The sequence below is a fragment of the Marinifilum sp. RC60d5 genome, from assembly GCF_052400665.1.
Classification (GTDB): Bacteria; Bacteroidota; Bacteroidia; order Bacteroidales; family Marinifilaceae; genus JBQTGK01.
In genome coordinates this window covers 1-22685 of sequence record NZ_JBQTGK010000018.1, presented here as the reverse complement: position 1 = coordinate 22685, position 22685 = coordinate 1, and the positions used below count along the sequence as shown (strand labels likewise).

At 34.8% G+C, this 22685-nt stretch carries 16 protein-coding genes and 1 riboswitch; of the genes, 10 read left to right on the top strand and 6 right to left on the bottom strand.

The window, feature by feature from the left end:
- Positions 1-28: 28 nt before the first annotated feature.
- Together mfd and fbp are read right to left on the bottom strand one after the other, a co-directional pair.
- A complete protein-coding gene (gene mfd, locus ACT3CE_RS18675) occupies positions 29-3376 on the bottom strand; it encodes a transcription-repair coupling factor (RefSeq protein ID WP_444711279.1) in 3348 nt (1115 codons plus the stop codon).
- Between the two features lie 293 nt (positions 3377-3669).
- Positions 3670-4692: a class 1 fructose-bisphosphatase gene (fbp, locus tag ACT3CE_RS18670; RefSeq protein WP_320117231.1), complete on the bottom strand. Its 1023-nt coding sequence runs from the start codon at positions 4690-4692 to the stop codon at positions 3670-3672.
- A 296-nt stretch (positions 4693-4988) separates the two neighbouring features.
- Between fbp and ACT3CE_RS18665 the strand changes: the two genes are divergently transcribed.
- The 10 genes from ACT3CE_RS18665 to ACT3CE_RS18620 all read left to right on the top strand — a co-directional run bounded on the left by ACT3CE_RS18665 (position 4989) and on the right by ACT3CE_RS18620 (position 18320).
- A complete protein-coding gene (locus tag ACT3CE_RS18665) occupies positions 4989-6245 on the top strand; it encodes an aspartate kinase (RefSeq protein WP_444711278.1) in 1257 nt (418 codons plus the stop codon).
- A gap of 271 nt (positions 6246-6516) precedes the next feature.
- A riboswitch (SAM riboswitch) is annotated at positions 6517-6630 on the top strand.
- A gap of 8 nt (positions 6631-6638) precedes the next feature.
- On the top strand, positions 6639-6761 hold the full coding sequence (locus tag ACT3CE_RS18660) for a hypothetical protein (protein ID WP_320117229.1): 123 nt from the start codon (positions 6639-6641) through the stop codon (positions 6759-6761).
- A 350-nt stretch (positions 6762-7111) separates the two neighbouring features.
- Positions 7112-8431, top strand: a complete 1320-nt coding sequence (locus tag ACT3CE_RS18655; protein WP_444711277.1) for an O-acetylhomoserine aminocarboxypropyltransferase/cysteine synthase family protein — start codon at positions 7112-7114, stop codon at positions 8429-8431.
- A gap of 28 nt (positions 8432-8459) precedes the next feature.
- A complete protein-coding gene (locus ACT3CE_RS18650; RefSeq protein WP_444711276.1) occupies positions 8460-9578 on the top strand; it encodes a homoserine O-acetyltransferase family protein in 1119 nt (372 codons plus the stop codon).
- Positions 9571-10761 (top strand): homoserine dehydrogenase, encoded by a 1191-nt coding sequence (locus ACT3CE_RS18645; protein ID WP_444711275.1) that lies wholly within the window; start codon positions 9571-9573, stop codon positions 10759-10761. The genes ACT3CE_RS18650 and ACT3CE_RS18645 overlap by 8 nt, the downstream gene beginning before the upstream one ends.
- A 65-nt stretch (positions 10762-10826) precedes the next feature.
- Positions 10827-12086: an aspartate kinase gene (locus ACT3CE_RS18640; RefSeq protein WP_444711274.1), complete on the top strand. Its 1260-nt coding sequence runs from the start codon at positions 10827-10829 to the stop codon at positions 12084-12086.
- Between the two features lie 9 nt (positions 12087-12095).
- Entirely contained in the window at positions 12096-15770 is a 3675-nt protein-coding gene (metH, locus tag ACT3CE_RS18635) for a methionine synthase (protein WP_444711273.1), read from the top strand.
- Between the two features lie 87 nt (positions 15771-15857).
- The gene (metF, locus tag ACT3CE_RS18630; protein ID WP_444711272.1) at positions 15858-16817 is read left to right on the top strand and encodes a methylenetetrahydrofolate reductase [NAD(P)H]; all 960 of its coding nucleotides are present in this window, start codon (positions 15858-15860) and stop codon (positions 16815-16817) included.
- A 142-nt stretch (positions 16818-16959) separates the two neighbouring features.
- Entirely contained in the window at positions 16960-17499 is a 540-nt protein-coding gene (locus tag ACT3CE_RS18625; RefSeq protein WP_444711271.1) for a hypothetical protein, read from the top strand.
- Between the two features lie 188 nt (positions 17500-17687).
- Positions 17688-18320 carry a hypothetical protein gene (locus ACT3CE_RS18620; protein ID WP_444711270.1) on the top strand — a complete coding sequence of 211 codons (633 nt, stop codon included), beginning with the start codon at positions 17688-17690 and terminating at the stop codon, positions 18318-18320.
- A 71-nt stretch (positions 18321-18391) separates the two neighbouring features.
- Here the strand turns inward: ACT3CE_RS18620 and ACT3CE_RS18615 are convergent, their stop codons facing one another.
- From ACT3CE_RS18615 to ACT3CE_RS18600, 4 genes are all read right to left on the bottom strand, one after another.
- Positions 18392-19333, bottom strand: coding sequence for a 2-hydroxyacid dehydrogenase (locus tag ACT3CE_RS18615; RefSeq protein ID WP_444711269.1), 942 nt, complete (start codon positions 19331-19333; stop codon positions 18392-18394).
- Between the two features lie 102 nt (positions 19334-19435).
- Positions 19436-19921 carry a hypothetical protein gene (locus tag ACT3CE_RS18610; protein ID WP_444711268.1) on the bottom strand — a complete coding sequence of 162 codons (486 nt, stop codon included), beginning with the start codon at positions 19919-19921 and terminating at the stop codon, positions 19436-19438.
- A gap of 242 nt (positions 19922-20163) precedes the next feature.
- Positions 20164-21504 (bottom strand): dihydroorotase, encoded by a 1341-nt coding sequence (locus ACT3CE_RS18605; RefSeq protein WP_444711267.1) that lies wholly within the window; start codon positions 21502-21504, stop codon positions 20164-20166.
- 90 nt (positions 21505-21594) lie between these two features.
- The gene (locus ACT3CE_RS18600) at positions 21595-22323 is read right to left on the bottom strand and encodes a polyprenol monophosphomannose synthase (RefSeq protein WP_444711266.1); all 729 of its coding nucleotides are present in this window, start codon (positions 22321-22323) and stop codon (positions 21595-21597) included.
- Between the last annotated feature and the right edge of the window lie 362 nt (positions 22324-22685).

Below are 22685 nucleotides of genomic sequence, written 5' to 3'. Positions count from 1 at the left end.
GCAAAAGCCGGGATTTTCCCGGCTTTTGTTATTCATCTATTTTTGTTAAAATTTCACTTGCCGATTTTATGTTTGAAACACTATCGAAGCTAAGGCTTAATCTGTTTTTTGCTTCGCGCATTTTACAAGGAATAGTTTGTGCCTGTAAAAATTGAAGGACTTTGCTGAATTGCGGCGATTGATAAAATGGAGAATCCTGATTAGAAATAAAATACAATACGAGTTTACCGCTTTTTAGAATAAGCTTTTCAATTCCTAAATCGAGAGCCAGCCAGCGCAATTCAACTACATCCAGTAATTCTTTACTTGCAGCAGGTAAGTCTCCAAATCGGTCTTTTAACTGAATTTCAAATTTCTCAATTTCTTCTTTGGTTTGAATATTATCCAGTTCGCGGTACAAACGGACTCTTTCCGAAATACTCTCTACATATTCTTCGGGGAAAAGAATTTCTAAATCAGTATCTATTTGACAATCGCTAATAAATCGTATAGTATCTTTTTCTTCCTCTTTCTTTTCGTCAGCAAAAACATCTTTGAATTCGGTTTCTTTTAATTCCAGCATTGCTTCATTCAAAATGCGTTGATAGGTTTCATATCCAATATCGGTAATGAAACCAGATTGTTCTCCACCCAAGAGATTACCTGCTCCACGGATATCTAAATCCTGCATGGCAATATTGAAACCACTTCCCAGTTCCGAGAAGTTTTCTATAGCCTGCAATCTTTGGCGAGCTTCCTGAGTTATCGATTCCATTGGTGGTGTTAGCAAATAGCAGAAAGCTTTTTTGTTTGATCGGCCAACGCGCCCGCGTAGCTGATGCAGCTCACTCAAACCAAAGTTTTGGCCATTATTAATAATAATAGTATTGGCATTAGGAATATCGAGCCCCGACTCGATAATCGTTGTGGCAATTAATACATCGTAATCGCCACGAATAAATTCCAGCATAATTTTCTCCAGCTTAGGCCCATCCATTTGTCCGTGAGCCACAACTGTTGAAACACCGGGAACAGTTCTGTGAATCATATCCTGAACTTCTTTTATATTTTGAACCCGGTTGTGAATAAAGAAAACCTGTCCGTTTCGCTCTACCTCGTATGAGATTGCTTCGCGGATAATATCTTCGTTGTGGTTATGAATTTCGGTAACAATAGGGTAGCGGTTTGGCGGTGGGGTGTTGATAATTGACAAATCGCGAGCTCCCATTAACGAGAATTGCAGCGTTCTTGGAATAGGAGTAGCCGTTAATGTTAATGTATCTACATTCACTTTCATTTGTTTTAGCTTCTCTTTAACTGTTACTCCAAATTTTTGTTCTTCATCAATAATAAGTAATCCCAGATCTTTAAAGTCAATATCTTTGCCAATAATACGATGCGTTCCTATTAATATATCAATTTGTCCTGCCTTTATATTTTTCAGAATTTGTTTCTGATCTTTTGGTTTTCGCATACGACTGATGTAATCAACACGGCAGGGAAAATTTTTTAATCGGTCGCTAAAGGTTTTATAATGTTGAAAGGCCAAAATTGTTGTAGGTACTAGAATGGCAACCTGCTTATTATCGGCTACAGCTTTAAAAGCAGCTCGAATAGCAATTTCAGTTTTTCCAAATCCTACATCACCACACACCAAACGGTCCATAGGAAATGGCGATTCCATTCCTTCCTTGGTGGCTTTGGTAGCTTTCACCTGGTCGGGTGTATCTTCATAAATAAAAGATGCTTCTAACTCCTGCTGCATGTAGGAATCGGGACTAAATTGAAATCCGCGTTCAGCCTTTCGTTTTGCATACAAAGCGATTAGGTCTTTGGCAATATCTTTAACCTTACTTTTGGTTTTATCTTTTAATTTTTGCCATGCGCCGGTTCCTAATTTGTAAATTTTAGGTGCCGAACCATCTTTTCCTTTGTATTTTGATATTTTATGTAGAGAATGTAAGCTTACAAACAGAACATCGTTGTCTTTATAAATTAGGCGAATTGCTTCTTGAGCTTTTCCATTTACATCGATTTTTTGAAGGCCCGCAAAACGACCAATTCCATGATCGGAGTGCACGATATAGTCGCCAGGATGTAAACGGTTAATTTCTTTAAGGGTAACTGTTTCTTTGGCTTTGTGAACAGTAGCTGTAGTTAGTTTAAATTTATGATATCTGTCAAAAATCTGATGATCAGTGAAACAGGAAATTCTTAAATCCTGGTCAGAAAAACCTTCGTGCAGGGTTTGATTTACGTCCTGAAATTCTACTTCAATTCCTTTATCGTCGAAAATGTTGCGAATACGCTCAATTTGTTTAGGATTATCGGAGAGTATATAATTGCTTTCGGCTTTAGCATTGTTGTTTAATAAATGTTCGCCCAGTAAATCGAAATTTTTGTTGAAGGATGGTTGTGGCGATTGATTGAGCTGAATTTCGTTTTGTGTTGGAAAAAAGAATTTTTGTCCGAATTCGATACATGAAAATTCGTTTAGCAAATCGATAAAATCAATGCCTTTTATCAGATAATCTTTAGTTGAGACAGTATCTTCACCTAATTCTAAATGCGGAACTTTCTCAATAGTATTTTCATAGATTGCTTGAATACGATCACTGATAAATTGTACATTCTTACACCAAAATAGAGATTCTTTGGGAACAAAATCCAGAAAAGAAATTCGTGAGTTTTTTAATAGATTTTCCTGAATATTTGGAATGATATCAACGGTGTCTAGTTTTTGAATAGAGAGTTGATTTTCCACATTAAACATACGAATAGATTCTACTTCCTCGCCAAAAAAGTCGATTCGATAAGGATGTTTATCCGAAAAGGAAAAAATATCGATTATGCCACCACGAATTGAAAATTGTCCGGGTTCGACTACAAAATCGGCTCGTTCAAATTCGTAATTGACTAAAATTTCTTCTACAAATTCGGGTGATAATTTTTCACCAACTTTAATTTTAAGAGTGTTTTCATTTAGTTGGTTTTTGCTAATTACTTTTTCAACAATTGCTTCTGGAAATGTTACTATAAAACTCGGGTTAAGTGCTGAGTTAAGTCGGTTTAGGGTTTCGGCTCTTAGCACAATATTAGAGTTGTCGGTTTTTTCGTATTGCACCGACCGTTTGTACGAGGATGGAAAAAACAGAACAGAATTTTCCTCAATAAGATTACACAAATCGTTATAAAAATAAGCGGCTTCCTCTTTATCATTTAAGATAAAAAGATGTGGTTTATTTTGTTCTTTAAGGGCCGATACCAATAGTGACAGCGAAGAACCAACTATGCCTTTCAAATGTAATTGAAATTTGGATGTTTCCTGTAAATGTTTGTCAATGCTGTATCGAGCCGGATGTTCCGAGAAAATTTGTGTAAGCTGATTTAGTTCCAAAATTCTTGTTCTTTATTGTTGAAACGCAAATTTAGGGAAAAGATTCAGAAACCAAGCTTCAATATTCAAATTCCAATCTTATAAATGTTTGAGTTTTGTTGATTTGGAAATAGGACTTTACCTAAAGTCATGTTTACCGAGTTATGCTCAGGAATACTATTATACTGTTTGTTTTGTTTGTGCAAATTAAGGCTTGGTTTATGAATAGCTTTATTAAAGTAACAGCCACTTCCTATGCAAGAAGTGGCTGTTATTTTAGTAGTGTTCTATATTTTTTTTCTGAAAATCCGCATTCAGATATTGTTGAAGAAGTGTAAAAATTCTTCAGTTTTCTTTACCATGTTGGTCGATCCGGTATAAAACGGAACACGTTGGTGAAGTTCTTCAGGAATAATTTCCATAATTCGTTGAGTACCATCGGTGGCTAAACCTCCAGCTTGTTCGGCAATAAAAGCTACTGGATTACATTCGTACATCAAACGCAATTTACCATTGGAGTTTTTATTGGTTTGTGGATAAATAAAAATTCCACCTTTAAGTAGGTTTCGATGAAAATCGGCAACTAAAGAGCCAATGTAACGCGAAGTGTAGGGACGCTTGCTTCGTGCATCTTTTTCCTGACAGTACTTAATGTACTTTTTAACACCCGAAGGGAAATTGATGTAATTTCCTTCGTTAATAGAATAAATAGTTCCTGTTTTTGGCGTTTTAATGTTACGGTGTGATAGGCAAAATTCTCCAATCGAAGGATCAAGAGTAAAACCGTTAACTCCGCTACCAGTTGTGTACACAAGCATTGTCGATGATCCGTAAATAATATATCCGGCAGCAATTTGCTTGGTCCCTTCCTGAAGAAAGTCGTTAATTGTAGCCAATTCTCCGCGGGGAGAAATTCGCTCAAAAACAGAAAATATTGTTCCGATAGAAACATTTACATCAATATTCGATGAGCCATCAAGCGGATCCATGCAGAAAACATATTTTCCGTTTTTACTTAGCTCATTGTCGAAAATTACGATGTCTTCATTTTCTTCCGAAGCAACAGCGGCACATTCGCCACTTGCCCTTAGGGCATCAATAAAGTGTGTATCGGCAAAAACATCTAGTTTTTGCTGATCTTCCCCTTGAACATTCTGATTTCCCTGTGCGCCTAAAATATCAACTAAACCGGCTTTGTTTACGGCTCGGTTTACAATTTTAGCAGCAACCCCAACATGATGCAATAAACGAGATAATTCTCCCTTTGCACCGGGGTGATCAGACTGACGCTCAATGATAAATTGATTGAGGGTTTGAACATTGTTGTGTTCAGTCATTTTTTAAAAAGCTTTTGGTTTACATTCATTTGGTGGCTTAAAGTTATGCTTTTTTATTTAAAGGCAAACCCTTATTGCAAACGTTAACGGCGACGGAGTTTCTTAATGTTTAATTTGTATTGTTTATAAGAAATGTGAGTGGAAATAAAAGACTGTAATTTCATTAAAAACAGCTGCACTCTTAAAATTTAATCGAAATAAAATCTTGTTTGTAAAATTATTGTTTGAAAAGAGCTTTATTTATTAACTTCATTCTTTAAACGAAAAAATGATAATTTAATTTAAATACTAACCCGATGAACATTTTTAAATTTGGAGGGGCTTCGGTCAATAGTGCCGAGGGGGTCAGGAATTTTGTAAAAATTGTGCAATCCTATAAAGATGAAACCATAATTGTACTTTCGGCTATGGGGAAATCTACCAATGCCCTCGAAGAAATAAGTCATAGTTTTTTTTCGAAAAATGATAATTTTAATCACAAACTTCATTCTTTAAAAGAATATCATAATAATATTGTAAGTGATTTATTTCCAAATAAAGAGGATGTTGTATATCAAAAGGTTGAAGTTATATTTAATCAGCTTGAAGCTTATTTAGAAAAAGAACCAAGTTTAGATTATGATTTTGATTACGATCAGATTGTTTCTTTTGGAGAGCTATTATCTACGACTATTGTTTCGGAATTTTTGCGTTTAAGCGGATCGCCTAATAAATGGGTTGATATTCGTACTTGCCTGAAAACGGACAATAGCTATAGAGAGGGAAAAGTAGATTGGGATTTGTCGCAAAAACTAGTAAGTAAAACGTTTAGCTTTAACAGTACATTTGTATATGTTACCCAAGGTTTTTTAGGGGGAACAACCACAAATCTTACAACAACTTTGGGGCGCGAAGGTTCCGATTATACTGCTGCAATTTTATCTTATATTCTCGATGTTGATGAGTTATCCATTTGGAAAGATGTTCCGGGAATTATGAATGCTGATCCAAAATGGCTTGATGATGCCAAGAAACTAGACCGTATTTCTTATCAGGAAGCCATAGAACTTGCTTTTTATGGAGCGAAGGTAATTCATCCAAAAACCATACAGCCCATTAAACAAAAGAAAATTCCTTTGCAGGTACGATCTTTTATCGATTACAATAAAAATGGGACTTTAATTAGTACTGCTTCAAAAAAAATGGAGAATCAGCTACCTGTTTATATTCGTAAAGAAAATCAGGTGTTAATCTCGATTCGTCCAAATAATTTCTCTTTTATTTTAGAGGAGAATTTAAGCATGTTGTTTTCACTTTTTGCAAGACATAAAGTTAAGGTGAATTTAATTCAGAATTCTGCAATTAGTTTTTCTGTTTGTGTAGACGATTTAGGTTCTAGACTTGATACTTTACTAGAAGAAATTGCGCACGATTTTGAAGTTAAGTATAACGATGCTTTGGAGTTGATTACCATTCGTCATCATAATCAGGAATCGGTAGAGAGAATGACTAAAGGAAAAGATATTTTATTGGAGCAACGAAGCAGAGATACTGCACAGTTTGTGATTGCGTAGACAATATTTTTTCAAATATTAGAAATCTATTTTTATAAAATTTAGAAGATATTGGTGTTATTATCAGTAATTTAATTAACTATTAATTTATTTTTTTGTATAAAGTTTTTAATTTTTTATTAAAGAAATCAGTTGTTCCTAATATAAGGTATACTTTGTGCATTTTTGTGATATAAATTTAAGACTGTCTTCTCTTTTAATTTGGAGATTAAAAAAACCTCCTTATCTTTGCTTTTGTTATTTAAGGTAATACTCTCAGGAGGATATCTTTAATTTATACAGAAGAAGTAAGAGAACAGGCTCGTTGACCTTCTGACAACCGCGGCAAATTTAAAAGCTGAAAGGTGTCAAATCCTGACCATTTAATTATTGGTGAATATAAATTAAAAGATCATGAAGAAGACAGAAATTCACAATCTCACAAATCAGGCTCAACAAGAGCAAAACATTCAATTGCAAGTTTTAGTATCTAGAACCACTATGATACGAATGCAACGAATGATGCGTATGCTGTAACGCATTCTGTCTGGAATATTTCCCAATTTTTTAGATGCTGGTGCGTATAAAATAACTCCGAACCAGGGAACTCAAATTCAAACTTATTCATTTTAGGTATTTCTGATTTTCAGGAATACAGATTGGTACAATTAAATCTGAAATATTTTAAACTTTCAGAAGAATTGGAAGTTGTTAAGAATTGAATTTGCGAAGATTAGAAACTACGGTTTCCAAAATAATTAACCAAGAACAATTAAATCAAGGATTAAGATCCGAAGTTGTTATTTTCAATAGGGTATTTATTCAAATGCCATTTGATTGCTAAAAGGCTTATTTTTTAGTTGACAACTTTAAAAGAAAGATTCATTATGTCAGATAAATTAAGATACGAAACACTACAAGTACACGCAGGACAAGAAGTTGATACAGTTACAAATTCAAGAGCTGTTCCGTTGTATCAAACTACAGCTTATACATTTAACGATTCTAAGCATGCGGCCGATTTATTCGGATTAAAAGAATTTGGTAATATTTATACTCGTTTGCAAAATCCTACCAACGATGTTTTTGAAAAGAGAATTGCCGCTTTAGAAGGTGGAGTTGCCGCCGTTGCAACAGGTTCGGGACAAGCTGCTCAGTTTTTAGCATTGACCAATATTTTAGAGTCGGGTGATAATTTTATAAGCGCATCACAAATTTATGGTGGAACTTATAACCAGTTTAAAGTACAGTTTAAGCGATTAGGAATTCAATGTAAGTTTGTTGATATCGATTTTCCTGAAACAATTGTTCCTTTAATCGATGAAAATACAAAAGCGATTTATGTAGAGGCGCTACCAAATCCTAAATTTTCAATTCCCGATTTTGAAAAGGTATCTGCCATAGCTAAGAAATACGACTTGCCTTTAATTGTCGATAATACACTAGGTGCAGGAGGTTATTTGTTTCGTCCAATTGAGCATGGAGCTAACATCGTTGTAGAGTCTGCTACCAAATGGATTTGCGGACATGGAACAGCTGTTGGGGGTGTGCTTGTTGATGGTGGAAATTACAATTGGGGTAATGGAAAATTCCCTCAGTTTAGCGAACCTTCGGAAGGATATCATGGATTGGTATTTTGGGATATTTTTGGATCGGAAGGACCGTTTGGAAATATTGCATTTGCTATTCGTGCCAGAGTAGAGGGCTTGAGAGATTATGGTTGTAGCCAAAGTCCGTTTAATTCTTTTCTGCTTTTACAAGGATTGGAGACATTATCGCTTCGTTTAGATCGTCATGTTGAAAATACAATTGCTTTGGCCAAATGGTTAGAGGAGCAGGATTGGGTAGAAAAAGTTAACTATCCTGGATTACCTTCTAGTCCTTACTATGAAAGGGCACAGAAATATTTTAAGAAAGGTGCTGGTTCGGTTTTAACTTTCAAGGTAAAAGGGGGAAAAGAAGTAGCCGATAAATTGGTTGATGGGGTAGAATTACTTTCGCATGTTGCCAATTTGGGCGATGCTAAAACTCTAATTATTCATCCAAGTTCTACAACTCATGAGCAGTTATCCTTGAAGGAACAAAAAGATTCAGGTGTTGAGCCTGGCTTACTTCGTATTTCAGTTGGGATAGAGCATATCGAAGATATTAAAGCTGATATTAAACAATCAGTTGAAAAAGCAATTGATATAGAAACAATTAATTAGTTTTTATTTAGATCCCAATTGGGAAATTGTGTTGCAGCAATTAATCCAGTTGGGGGCTTTTAGCTTATTTATCGAAGTGATTTTTGCAAAACAACAACAAACAAAACTATTATCTGTGAATTCCAATTGTTATATCCATAAAGAAGGTTTGCAACTTGAATCGGGCGAAAGCCTAAAGGAGTTGACCATTGCTTATCACACCTATGGGGAATATGATCCTGCGCGAAATAATGTGATTTGGGTTTGTCATGCTTTAACGGCAAATTCAGATGTTTTTGATTGGTGGGCTGGTCTTTTTGGAGAAAATGATTTTTTTAATCCAAAGGACTATTTTATTGTATGTGCTAATTTTTTAGGTTCGTGTTACGGTACCACAGGTCCTCTTTCTAAAAATCCTGAAACAGGACAGTCTTACTATCATGATTTTCCTCAGCTTACAGTTCGCGATCTTGTGGCAGCTCACGAGATTTTAAGAAAGCATTTAAATATCGATCGCATTAATATGATGATTGGCAGCTCTTTGGGTGGTATGCAAGCTATGGAATGGGCTTATCTGTTAAATGGAAAACTTGATAATCTGGTAATTCTGGCTTCCAATGCCAAGCATTCTCCCTGGGGAATTGCATTTAACGAATCGCAACGAATGGCTATTGAGGTTGATTCGAGTTGGAAAGAGTGGAATGATAATGCAGGTCTTGATGGAATGCGCGTTGCCAGATCAATAGCATTGCTGAGCTACAGGACTTATGCTACCTACGATCATTCCCAGCAGGAAAATGAAGAAGGAAAAATAGATAATTTTAGGGCCAGCTCCTATCAGCAATATCAGGGCGAAAAGCTGGCAAGAAGATTTAATGCTTACTCATATTGGCATCTTTCTAAAATAATGGATAGTCATGATATGGGACGAAATAGAAATGGTTTAGCAGCAGCTTTACATCATATTAAATCGAAAACCCTGGTTATTGGAGTAAATTCCGATCAGATATTTCCTATTAACGAACAAAGATTTATTGCAGATCATATACCCAATGCTGAGTTTTTGGAAATAAAATCGATTTATGGACACGATGGATTTTTGTTAGAACAAAAACAATTAACCCAAGTTTTAAAAACTTTCTTAACCACAAAAAAAATCAATGAGTAATAAATTAAAAATTGGCGTTTTCGGATATGGAGTTGTAGGATCCGGATTGGCTCACGTTCTTAAAAATAGCAAAGGCCTGGATGCTTCTATTGTAAAAGTTTGTGTTAGAGATGCAGGAAAAGTAAGAGATATCGATACCAAGACATTAACCTATGATCCGAATGATATTTTAAATGATCCGGAAATTAATGTGGTTGCAGAATTAATTGATGATGCAGAAGCAGCTTATCAGATTGTAAAAACAGCTTTGCAAAACGGAAAGCATGTTGTTTCGGCTAATAAAAAAATGCTGGCTTACCATATTGAGGAATTAATACAATTACAATGGCAGCATAAAGTTTCGTTTGTATATGAGGCTTCAGCCTGTGGCAGCATTCCAATTATCCGAAATTTAGAAGAGTATTACGATAATGATTTGTTGCAATCGGTAAGTGGTATTTTAAATGGTTCGTCGAATTATATTCTTACCAAAATTTTTAATGAAGGTTTAGATTATAATGTTGCCCTTAAGCAAGCTCAGGACTTAGGTTTTGCCGAAAGCGATCCTACTTCAGATGTGGATGGCTTCGATACTTTATACAAGTTGATAATTCTTACAGTGCATGGATTTGGCTTGTTTGTTCATCCCGATCAGGTATTTAATTCTGGAATTTCTAACTTATCGCCAAAAGATATTGAGTTGGCCTCGCAAAAAGGATATAAAATAAGATTACTGGGCAAGGTGTCTAAAGTGAATGGTGATTGTGTAAATTTAATGGTAGCACCAAAATTTGTGAAGCCCGAAGAACATGCTTATACGGTAGAGAGTCATTACAATGGAGTTTTAATTCAGGGGAATTTTTACGATAATCAGTTTATGTATGGAAAAGGAGCTGGTGCGCATCCAACAGGATCGGCAGTTTTGTCGGACATTACAGCTTTGGCTTACAATTACAAATATGAATACAAGAAGCTAAAATATTATGGAGGCCTTAATTATACCAATGATATGGATATTGAGGTGTATTTGAGATATACCCATAAAGAAGATTTGGCTTTGTTTCATTTTAAAGATATCAGCGAATCGCTTATGGGTAAGGATTATAATTATGTAATTGGAAAATTGAACCTTTCCGATTTGATTAAAATTCGTCATCAAATTAAAGGGAAAGATATTTTTCTGGCTTATTTAGGTGACGAGTAAGCTGTAGTGAAAAAACTGCATAGTCTGTCTTGATTCGAATATCTTACATCTAAGAGTCTAAAAAAATGATCATATATAAATTTGGTGGTGTTTCGGTAAAGAATGCAACTGCCATTAAAAATATCTGCAATATCATAAGCAAGGCAAATCGCCCGCTTACGGTAGTTATTTCGGCCATTGGTACATCTACTAATTTGCTGGAAGAACTTGTGGATGCCTATTTCTTGGGAAGTAATAATGTTTGGGAATTTTACAATCAACTGGAGAATAACCACGCTTCGGTAATTAATGATTTATTTGATCATATTCCTGCAACTCTTGCTACTGATATCAAAGCTCTTTTCATTGAGCTAAAAACCAAAATTTCAAAACCATCATCTAATCAATTTAATTTCGAATACGATCAGCTGATAGGTTTTGGAGAACTTTTGTCAACAACAATTATTTCGGCTTATTTGAACGATATAGGGCAAAACAATAAATGGATTGATATTCGTAGCTGTTTAGATTCAGATGACAATTATATTGATGCAAATATCAATTGGGAATCATCGAAAGAGAAAGCCAATGCGAAATTTGTTTCCTCGCCTGCTGCTTTGTATGTAACACAAGGGTTTATTGCCAGCGATTCTAAAGGAAATACAACCTCATTAGGTCGCGAAGGCTCGGATTATTCAGCGGCTATTCTGGCTCATTTACTCGATGCCGAGAAGATGATAATTTGGAAGGATGTGCTGGGGATTTTAAATGCCGATCCGGATTATTTCGAGACAACAAGCAAGTTAGATTTAATCCCATATCACGAAGCCATTGAGTTATCGTACTATGGAGCAAGGGTAATTCATCCAAAAACAATTAAACCTTTGCAGGCAAAACAAATTCCTCTTTGGGTAAAATCATTTATCGATCCTTCGCAAAAAGGGACTTTAATTACAAAAGGAGAACAGGCTCAGCCATTGTTGCCAAATTATATCGTAAAGAAAAAACAGGTGATGGTAAGCTTAAAACCTTTAAATTTTTCATTTATTGGTGAAAAAGATCTGGTTTTTATATTTTCACTGGTAATAAAATTTCGCATTAAGTTTAATTTTACTCAAAATACAGCCGTTAGCTTTGCTTTTTGTATCAATAGCTCATCAAGAAATTTTAATGATTTGATTTCAGAATTGGAAAAAAAATATGAAATTGATATTAGTAAAGATTTAGAACTAATTACGGTGAGACATTATAACCCGATTACCATTGAGGAAATTTATCAGAAGCATCATGTTCTTGTGGAACAAAAAAATACCAATACAGCAATATATCTAACTGTGGCAAATTAGAAACGAAGAATGAAGCAAAAAAACATAAAAATACAGGACGTTTTACAAAAACAGATTTTGGTGTTAGACGGAGCAATGGGAACAATGATTCAGTCTTATAAATTAAATGAATCTGATTTTAGAGGAGAACGATTTGCCAATTTTTCGAATGATCAAAAAGGTCATAACGATTTATTGAGTTTAACTCAACCGCAAATTATTAAGGATATTCACCTTCAGTTTTTAAAATCTGGTGCTAATATTATAGAAACCAATACTTTTAATGCCAATGCCATTTCCTTATTAGATTATGGAATGCAGGATTTCGCTTATGAGTTGAATGTGCAATCGGCAAAAATTGCACGCAATGCGGTGAATGAAATGAACCAGCTCGATCCGGAAACCTATCGTTGGGTAGCTGGTGCTATAGGTCCAACTAATAAAACAACTTCCATGTCGCCAAAGGTTGAAGATCCGGGATATCGTGATGTTGGTTTTGATGATTTGGTTCTTATTTATTCTGATCAGATAAAAGGATTGTTAGATGGAGGAGTAGATGTTTTATTGATCGAAACTATTTTTGATACGCTGAATGCCAAAGCAGCCGTTTTTGCTGCCGATCAGATAATGGAAGAGAGAAACTTGGAGATTCCAATTATGATTTCAGGAACCATTACCGATAAAAGTGGAAGAACTCTTTCGGGTCAAACATTAGAGGCTTTTGTTACTTCCATGAAAAACGACAGATTACTGAGTATTGGTTTAAATTGTGCTTTTGGAGCAAAAGATTTGGTGCCATTTATTCAGCAGTTAGATAATTTACTACCTATTTATGTGAGTGTTTATCCTAATGCGGGTTTACCTAACGAGTTGGGAGAATACGATGAAACACCCGAAACCATGCGAAGCGATTTAGGAGAATTGCTCGAAGGAAAGAAAATTAATATTGTTGGTGGTTGTTGTGGAACGCGCCCAGAGCATATTAAAGCTTTGGCCGTTGCAGTAAAAAATGCATCACCCAGAAAAATTCCGGTGGTCGAGAACGAAACTCGTTTAAGCGGATTGGAGATGTTACGAATTAATTCCCTAAGTAATTTTGTGAATGTTGGAGAACGTACCAATGTTGCAGGATCGCGTAAATTTGCTCGCCTAATTCGTGAAGAAAAATACGAAGAAGCTCTTTCTATTGCTCGTTCTCAGGTTGAAAATGGGGCTCAAATTATTGATGTAAACATGGATGATGCCATGTTGGACGCTGAAAAAGAAATGGATGTATTCCTGAAATTATTGGTGTCCGAACCCGAAATTTCTCGTGTTCCGGTAATGATCGACTCATCGAAATGGTCTGTTTTAGAAACTGGCTTAAAATGCGTACAGGGAAAAAGTATTGTAAATTCCATATCCTTAAAAGAAGGAGAAAAGGAGTTTATTAAATATGCTACGAAAATAAAGCGATATGGAGCTGCTGCTGTAGTAATGGCATTCGATGAAAAAGGTCAGGCCGATATTTACGAGCGTCGAATAGAAATATGCGGTAAAGCCTATAAAATATTAACCGAAAAAGTGGGTTTTGCACCCGAAGATATCATTTTCGATCCTAATGTATTGGCCATTGCTACAGGAATAGAAGAGCACAATAATTATGCTGTAGATTTTATAAAGACCGTAAAATGGATTAAAGCCAATTTACCTTATGCTAAAATTAGTGGAGGAATAAGTAATTTATCTTTCTCTTTTCGTGGAAACAATACGGTTCGGGAAGCAATGCATTCGGTATTCTTGTATCATGCCATAAAAGAAGGTTTGGATATGGGAATTGTTAATCCGGGAATGTTGCAGATTTACGATGAAATAGAACCAGAATTATTAGAAAAGGTAGAAGATGTGGTGTTGAATCGTAAAGCAGATGCAACCGAAGTGCTCATAGAATTTGCCGAAGGATTAAAGTCGGAAGGAAAATCGCAGGCAAAAGTAGATGCCTGGAGAGAAAAATCATGTGCAGATCGTTTATCTTATTCATTGGTAAAAGGAATTACCGATTATATCGATGAGGATGTTGAAGAAGCCAGAAAAAATTATCCTCGTGCACTGGATGTAATCGAACAACCATTAATGGATGGAATGAATATAGTAGGTGAGCTATTTGGAGACGGAAAAATGTTCTTGCCTCAGGTTGTAAAATCGGCTAGGGTAATGAAAAAGGCCGTTGCTTATCTTCAACCATTTATCGAAGAAGAAAAGAATAGTTTAACCGATGCTAAAAATGCCGGAAAAATATTAATGGCTACTGTTAAAGGTGATGTTCACGATATTGGTAAAAATATTGTTGATGTTGTTTTAGGTTGTAATAATTTTGAGGTGATCGATTTGGGCGTTATGGTTCCTTGTTCGCAAATTTTAGAAGTAGCCAGGCGTGAAAATGTCGATGCCATCGGATTAAGTGGTTTAATTACTCCTTCGCTCGAAGAAATGTGCTTTGTTGCCGAAGAAATGAAACGCGAAGGATTCGATATTCCTTTAGTGGTAGGAGGAGCAACAACATCGGTATTACACACAGCTGTTAAGATAGAGCCAAATTATCAGCATGGAGTTGTACATGTTACCGATGCCTCTAAATCGGTTGGTATTTTTAAACAGCTTTGCGATAAAAATAAGCGTGGTGATTTTCTTTCGAAAATTAAGGATGACTATCAGAAAGTTAGAGAAGAACATGCTAATGAAAAACCGGCAGAATATTATAGCTTGAGCGAAGCCAGAGCAAACAAGGAAGCAATAGACTGGAATACTTCACCTATTTATAGGCCCAACAAAACAGGACTACAGGTTCAGAAAAATTTCTCAGTTAATGAGATTCGTAAATATATCGATTGGACCTTTTTCTTTGTTGCCTGGGAGCTAAAATGTATGTATCCCGAAATTATGTCGGATCCGGATTTGAAGGATGAGGCCAAAAAGTTATTCGACGATGCCAATAAAATGCTGGACCAAATAGAGAAAGAAAATTTATTAGAGGCAAGTGCTGTCTATGGGCTTTTCCCAGCTAATGCTGTAGGCGATGATATTGTTTTATATTCCAATGAGGAGAAAAACAAAGAGTTAACTCGATTTACTCAGATTCGTCAGCAGGAAAAATTTGCAAAAGGCTTAAGTAGCTTGTGTTTGAGCGATTTTGTAGCTCCTTTAGAATCGGGAAAGACAGATTATATTGGTGCCTTTGTTGTAACTGCCGGACTAGGGATTGAGAAAAGCCTGAAAAAATTTGCCGAAAATCATGATGATTACAACAGCATAATGATTAAAATATTAGCCGATCGTTTAGCCGAAGCTTACACCGAGCTGCTTCACGAGCAAATCCGTAAAGAGGATTGGGGATACGCAAAAGAAGAAAGCTTGGAAATGGAAGAGATGCTTAGAGAAAAATATCAGGGAATTCGTCCTGCTTTTGGATATCCATCTTTACCGGAACATTCCGAAAAGGAAGTTCTTTGGGATTTTCTGGATGTAGAAAAAAATATCGGTGCAACATTAACCGAGAATTTTGCAATGTATCCAGCAGCATCCGTAAGCGGACTAATTTTTGCTCATCCCGAAGCCATTTATTTTTCTATCGATAAAATAAAAGAAGATCAATTGAAAGATTATGCTGAACGCAAAGGGATATCAGAAGATAAAGCAAGAAAATTGCTAACTTCAATTTTACAATAAAAACAGATTGATAGAATTTAGGAGAGAATAATTTGCAAAATATTTTCTCAAATCTCATTTCTAACATCTCAAATCTATAATTAACCAATGAAAGTAATCGAACATTTAAATCAGGCAATCGAGAATAAAACCACACACTTCTCTTTTGAATTGTTGCCACCTTTAAGAGGAAACAGCATATATAAAGTTTTTAATACCATTGAAAAGCTAAAGGAGTTCGATCCTAAATATATTAATATTACGGCTCATCGCGATGAGGTTGTATTTGTGGAATCGAAAAATGGAGGTTTTGAGAAAAAAGTTACTCGTAAGCGTCCGGGTACAGTTGCTGTTGCGGCTGCAATAAAAAACGAATATAAAATTACAGTGGTTCCTCATGTAATTTGTAACGGATTTACTCCCGAAGAAACCGAAAATGCCTTACTCGATTTAAATTTCCTGGATATTCACGATTTATTATTATTGCGCGGAGATTCTTCTTCTCGTCACGATTTTGTTAAAAATGGAGGAGAACACAAGTATGCTTTGGATTTAATAAATCAGGTTAAGGATATTAATAATGGTGATTTTCTAGATGGCACTCATGTTGAGCCTTTTACAACTCCTTTTTCTTTCGGCACAGCCGGATATCCCGAAAAACATGAGGAAGCACCTAATTTAGATTCGGATATTTATTATTTAAAAAAGAAAATTGATGCTGGTGCTGATTATATTGTAACGCAAATGTTTTTCGATAATCAGAAGTTTTTCGACTTTGAGAAAAGAGTGCGAGCAGCAGGAATTACAGTGCCCATTGTTCCAGGAATAAAACCAATATCGGCTTTAAGCCAGTTAACAGTCCTTCCGCAGATCTTTAAAACCGATATTCCTGAAGCTTTAGCTGCCGAGGTTCGAAAATGTAAAACCAACGATGATGTGAAGCAGGTTGGTGTAGAATGGGGTATCGAACAAGGAAAAGAATTGATTAAACACGGTGTTCCTTCCTTGCATTTTTATACTTTAATGGCTTCGAATTGTGTACGAGATATTGCAAAAGCAATTTATTAAAAAAGCTTTTATAAGTTTATGCCGATCTAAATGATATTAATCCTTTTCCATACTTTATGGAGAGGGATTTTTTTATTTTACTTATTGGCAATAAATCAAGTTATATATTAGTTTAAGAAGAGAATTATAAACAAAAGACTAAATGAAAAAAGGAATTATTCTATTAGTAATGGTTTTTGGAAGTATGCTTTCCAATGCGCAAATTTTTAATACATCAGGAGTTTTAAGAAGTGGAGAAGCAGCCATTGGTTTCGAACCATCTTTACTTGTTTATGATGGAACCACAGATTTTCAAATGTTTTTTCATGCCGGAGTAGGTGTAGGACGCAACATCGATGTTGGTGCAAAAGTAGGAGCTTTTGGTGATGAAAATTATTATGGTGGAGATATCGAATTCGGAATTAGTAAGAATTTATCTTTATCGGCAGGTGTCCATCATTTTCATGATTTTGGATTAGACGGAACCGCAAATGTTACCATACCTCTTGCTTCGGGAACAAAATTAATTACTGGTTTAGATATGGATATTGTTCTGGACGATGAAACAAAAATTCCGCTATGGCTGCCAATTGGTATTAGAGTATCAGTTGGTAACGGCTGGTCTTTAATTATGGAAACAGAAATAGAATTAACCGATGAGGCTTACCATTATTTTGGTATTGGCATGGCTTATGGTTTTTAAAATTAAATGAATAAGAGTTTTTAATACTTCGCAATAGTAGTTTTTTTTATTCCTAATGCTAATATTGTTAATAACTATGCATTAATTGATTTTGCTTCTTAATAGTTTTTGTGCTAATTTAACACATTGAAATACAGGTTGAAAGACAATGAAAATAATATTAGAAGCACACAGTTGATTTGTACGATATGGAAAAAGAAAAAACTACCATTCAGAAATTAAGTGAATTTGCGAATAAAACAGATCACGTGGTTGATTTTATCGAGCAAGCTTATCCTTCTAATGCGCTTCATCCGGTAACTTATCATCGCCGACTTTTGTATATACCCGAAAATAGATTAGCAAATACCTATTTTGCTTGTTTTGGTGATTCCCGCCGTTTCGATAGGCAATCCATATTTAGTGGAGTGTTTTTTCCAATACCTCTTTCTAAATCAATAAGAGTTTGTTTACGTAAAAAGGACATTCTCGATAAAATGAACTTTTTTTCTAAAAATAAAGGCTACAAAACAGGAACGAATAAATTCGATTCTCAGGTTGTATTCGATGCATTTGATGCTATTGGGACAAATAGGATTTTTAAAAATCCCAAAATTCACGATCTAATACTTAAGGTTTTTAATTTTGATTTTAGGTTAAGAGTTGGAGTAAACATGGTGAATCTCGATTTTGTTCCAGGATTAAAAGAACATTCTCATTTTGGAATTTATTCTACTCAAGATTGGTTTGTAGATGATTCAAAAATTGAAATTTTGTACGATTTGGCAGATCAGTTTAAAAAATTTGTTGTAAAATTCGATGATCAAAACGCAGTATATTAAAATAAGATAAAACTAAAAAAAAACCTCTTTCTTTAAGAACGAGAGCTTTTTTTAGTTTGTAATATTTTGTTTTAGGAAGCGAACTCATCAATTATTTTTTGAGCTATAACTTCTGAAAGTTTAATGTTCGATTCGTGAGTCCAGCCACCAACATGCGGACTAAGCAGAACTTGTTCCGATTCAATTAAATATTGAAATTCCGCAGGCAATTCCGAAGCATGTAAATCTTCGAACGAGGTTTTCTCAAATTCCAGTACATCCAAACAAGCTCCTTTTACTTGTCCTGATTCCAGATTTTTAACCAAATCGGCAATCTTTACAACTTTTCCGCGTGCAGTATTAATCAGGTAAATTGGTTTTTCGAACTTTTTCAAAAACTCATCGTTTACCATAAACATTGTTTCTTCGGTTTGCGGAACGTGCAAACTCAAAATATCGCATTGCTTAAATAAATCTTCCAATTGTTTTTCTTCACAAAATTCATCTGAGTAATCGAATTTGTATTTGTCGTAGGCAATTACTTTGCAGCCAAAACCCTTTAAACGTTGAGCAAAAGCACCACCCATGTTTCCATAGCCAATAATTCCAACGGTTTTGCCTTTAATCTCTATTCCGCGGTTTTCTTCTCTGCGCCATTTTCCATTTCTTACCTCCCAATTGCAACGGCATAAATTATTGAATAAACTTAAAAGCATTCCAACCGCATGTTCTCCAACCGCATCGCGGTTTCCTTCGGGGGCATTAAAACATCTAATTCCTTTGCTTTCAGCAAAGTCAAGATCAATATTTTCCAGTCCTGCTCCAACTCTACCAATAAATTTTAGCTTTGTAGCTAAACTCAACTCTACTTTGGTAAGTTTAAATTTACTACGAATAATAAAACCATCGAATTCAGGAAATAGTTTCAACAATTCTTCTTTGTTTTTTTCTGGAGCATAAGTGCAATCAAAACCGGCATCCTGTAACATTTCTAACAAACGAGGATGGGTTGAATCTATAAATAGTACTTTCATTTTTTAAATATCAAGATATGATTATCAGGAATCAAGAGGATTTATGATTCGAAAATTTTGTGCAAAAATAATTAGAAATTTTACAACAATACACTCAATTATTTACTTTGTACACATATCAATTACAAAACTTGCTTTGTATCCCCTTAGTTTTCCCAGATTGTCATAAATTTCATAGCCAAACATTATTTTTCTTACTTCTTTTCTTAGCTTAAGCTTGTTTTTATCCCAATACCAATCTTCCTCAAACTGTATGGTTCCGGTTCTATCCGATAGCTTGTTTTCTTCTATAATCAGTTCAATTTCCGATAAGCTTAATTCATGATTATCGTAATAATCAAATGCTTGTAGTTTTTCTTTTAAAACAGCATTTAAAATATCCTTTACAAGTTTATCTGAGTTTGTATTGGCAAGGCATTCATCTTTCCATTCATTTTCAGGATCAGGATTTTTAATTATGACCTCATAAATAATTGGCTTAGCAATAGTTTCGCCCTGGAATAATTCTTGTTTTTGCTGAGATTCGCAAGAAAATAAAAACAGCCCCGAAAAAATTAGAGCTGTTATTTTATAAATGTATTTAGTCATTTTGTAATGTGAATTAAAACTTAAGAAATAAATACACTAGGGATGATGGGCATTGGAAGGGCAAGCTTTTTGTACGCAGAAAACTTTTAGAAAGATGGGGAAGCTGAGAACTTGTTCGAAGATCATCCCGCCGCACTTAAAGTTATCAAGTAGAAGAAGTTTGTGCTTACACGCCCTAGATTCTTTGCTTACTTTCTCATCAATGGAGAAAGTAAAAGCCCATCTGGCTAGAGGATAAAAAATTATCTCTCAAAAGTCAACCTCATACCCTTATTACTTTCATTAAATTTACCCTTATCGTAAACCAAATGTCCGTTCACAAAAGTTTTTTCAACCTTATATTGGAATTTCTGACCATCGAAAGGAGTCCAGCCGCATTTATATAAGGTATTTTCTTTTGTGGCAGTCCAATCGTCTTCACTTAAAAGAACCAAATCGGCAAAATATCCTTTACGGATAAAGCCACGTTTTTCAACCTGGAAAATTTCAGCAGGAGTGTGGCACATTTTTTCAACTACTTTTTCCATTTTTATTTTTCCCATGCGTGCCTGTTCCATCATTGCAACCAGTGAGTGTTGTACCAAAGGACCACCACCTGCAGCATTCAAATAATTACCATCTTTTTCTTCTTCGGTATGTGGAGCGTGATCTGTTGCAATCACATCTAATCTGTCATCCAATAAAGCTTTCCAAAGTTTTTCCTGATCTTCCTTAGTTTTAATAGCTGGGTTCCAGCGAATTCTCGACCCTTTTTCAAGGTAATCCTTATCATTAAACCACAAATGGTGAATACAAACTTCAGATGTAATTCTTTTTTCTTTTGCAGGAATAGAATTGTCAAATAATTCCATTTCCATTCCAGTCGATAAGTGAAGAATATGTAATCTTGTATTGTACTTTTTAGCCAATTTTATTGCCTTCGACGATGATTTGTAACAAGCTTCGGCACTTCTAATTTTACCATGATATTCCATTGGGATATCTTCGCCATATTTTTTCAAATATTCTGCCTGATTTTTATCAATCATTGGGCTATCCTCACAATGCGTAGCAATTAGTAAGGGAGCTTTTTCAAATATCTGCGATAAAGTTTCAACATCATCTACCAACATGTTTCCAGTCGACGATCCCATAAAAATTTTAATTCCGCAAACAGTTTTAGGGTCCGTTTTTAAAATTTCTTTAAGATTATTATTGGTAGCACCCATATAGAAAGAATAATTTGCCATTGATTTTTCAGCACCTAACCTATATCTTTCTGTAAGCAACTCCTGAGTAATGGTTTGTGGTTTCACATTTGGCATATCCATAAACGAAGTAGTTCCTCCGGCTACAGCAGCTTTCGATTCAGTATATAAATCTCCCTTTTGTGGCATTCCCGGATCCCGAAAATGAACCTGATCATCAATCACACCAGGGATTAGTAACTTTCCACCTGCATCAATAATTTTCCAATTTTTATCACATACTTCTGGTTCCGAAGTAAAAATTTCTTCGATTATTTGATTTTTTACCAGAACACTTCCAGCGAATTTTTTGCCTTCATTAATTATTAAGGCATTTTTAATTAAATAAATCGACATGTTGGTTGTTTAGTTTTGTAACAATTAAATATACTAAGTTAGGAAATGCCTGTTATACTATTTATTTTCTAAGCTTACTTTATTTAAAATTTATCTCTCGTATTTTCTAAAAAAACTTCTCAATTTCATTTTTATCACTCCCCAAACGGCTTCATTAAATATTCCACCACTCATTTTCGATGTTCCTTCCGTACGATCCGTAAATATAATTGGTACTTCAATAATATTGAAGCCAAATTTCCAGCTCGTAAACTTCATTTCAATCTGAAAAGCATAACCTTTAAATCTAATTTTATCTAAATCTATAGTCTCTAATACTTTTCTGGTATAGCACTTAAAGCCAGCAGTAGCATCATGAATCTTCATGCCCGTAACAATACGAACATATTTCGAGGCAAAATACGACATTAAAACTCTACCCATAGGCCAATTTACAACATTTACTCCAGAAACATATCGCGAACCTATGGCCATATCGCCACCCTTATTTGCACAAGCATCATATAAATGAATTAAATCTTCAGGATTGTGCGAAAAATCTGCATCCATCTCAAAAATATATTCATATTTATTTTCCAATGCCCATTTAAAACCAGTAATATATGCAGTTCCTAAACCTAACTTACCTTTTCTTTCAATAATATGAAGAGCCGTAAATTCTTTTTGTAATTTCTTTATTATTTGAGCAGTACCGTCAGGAGAATTGTCCTCTATTATTAATATATCAAAAGCAGTACTCAGCGAAAATACTTTTCTTATAATAGCTTCAATATTTTCCTTTTCGTTGTATGTCGGTATAATAACAAGTCTGTTTGTCACTCTTAGAGAATTAATGTTTTTACTAATTTATAGTACGAAGATAGTATATCTCCACAAAAACTTTTCTTATCAACTGTTAAAAAGCTTAAAATTGTATTTTCTTTGTAGGCCATTTCCAAACTCTTTCGGAAGAAAGAGTTTGGCCGGGCTATTCGCTTTATCTTTTTTTTCATTCTTCAAAAAAAGGATATCGCTGCTATCCCTAATGGAAATTTTTAGCTTTTGTGTTAAAAATAGCGAAGAGTGCCATTGTTAAATATGCTCGATTATTATTCGCTATTTATTTTTTTTCAATCAGGTTACCAGTAAGTTAAGCTAAGGCAAAAAAAAAGATTAGAAAAGCATTTGGAAAAGAGTAAAAC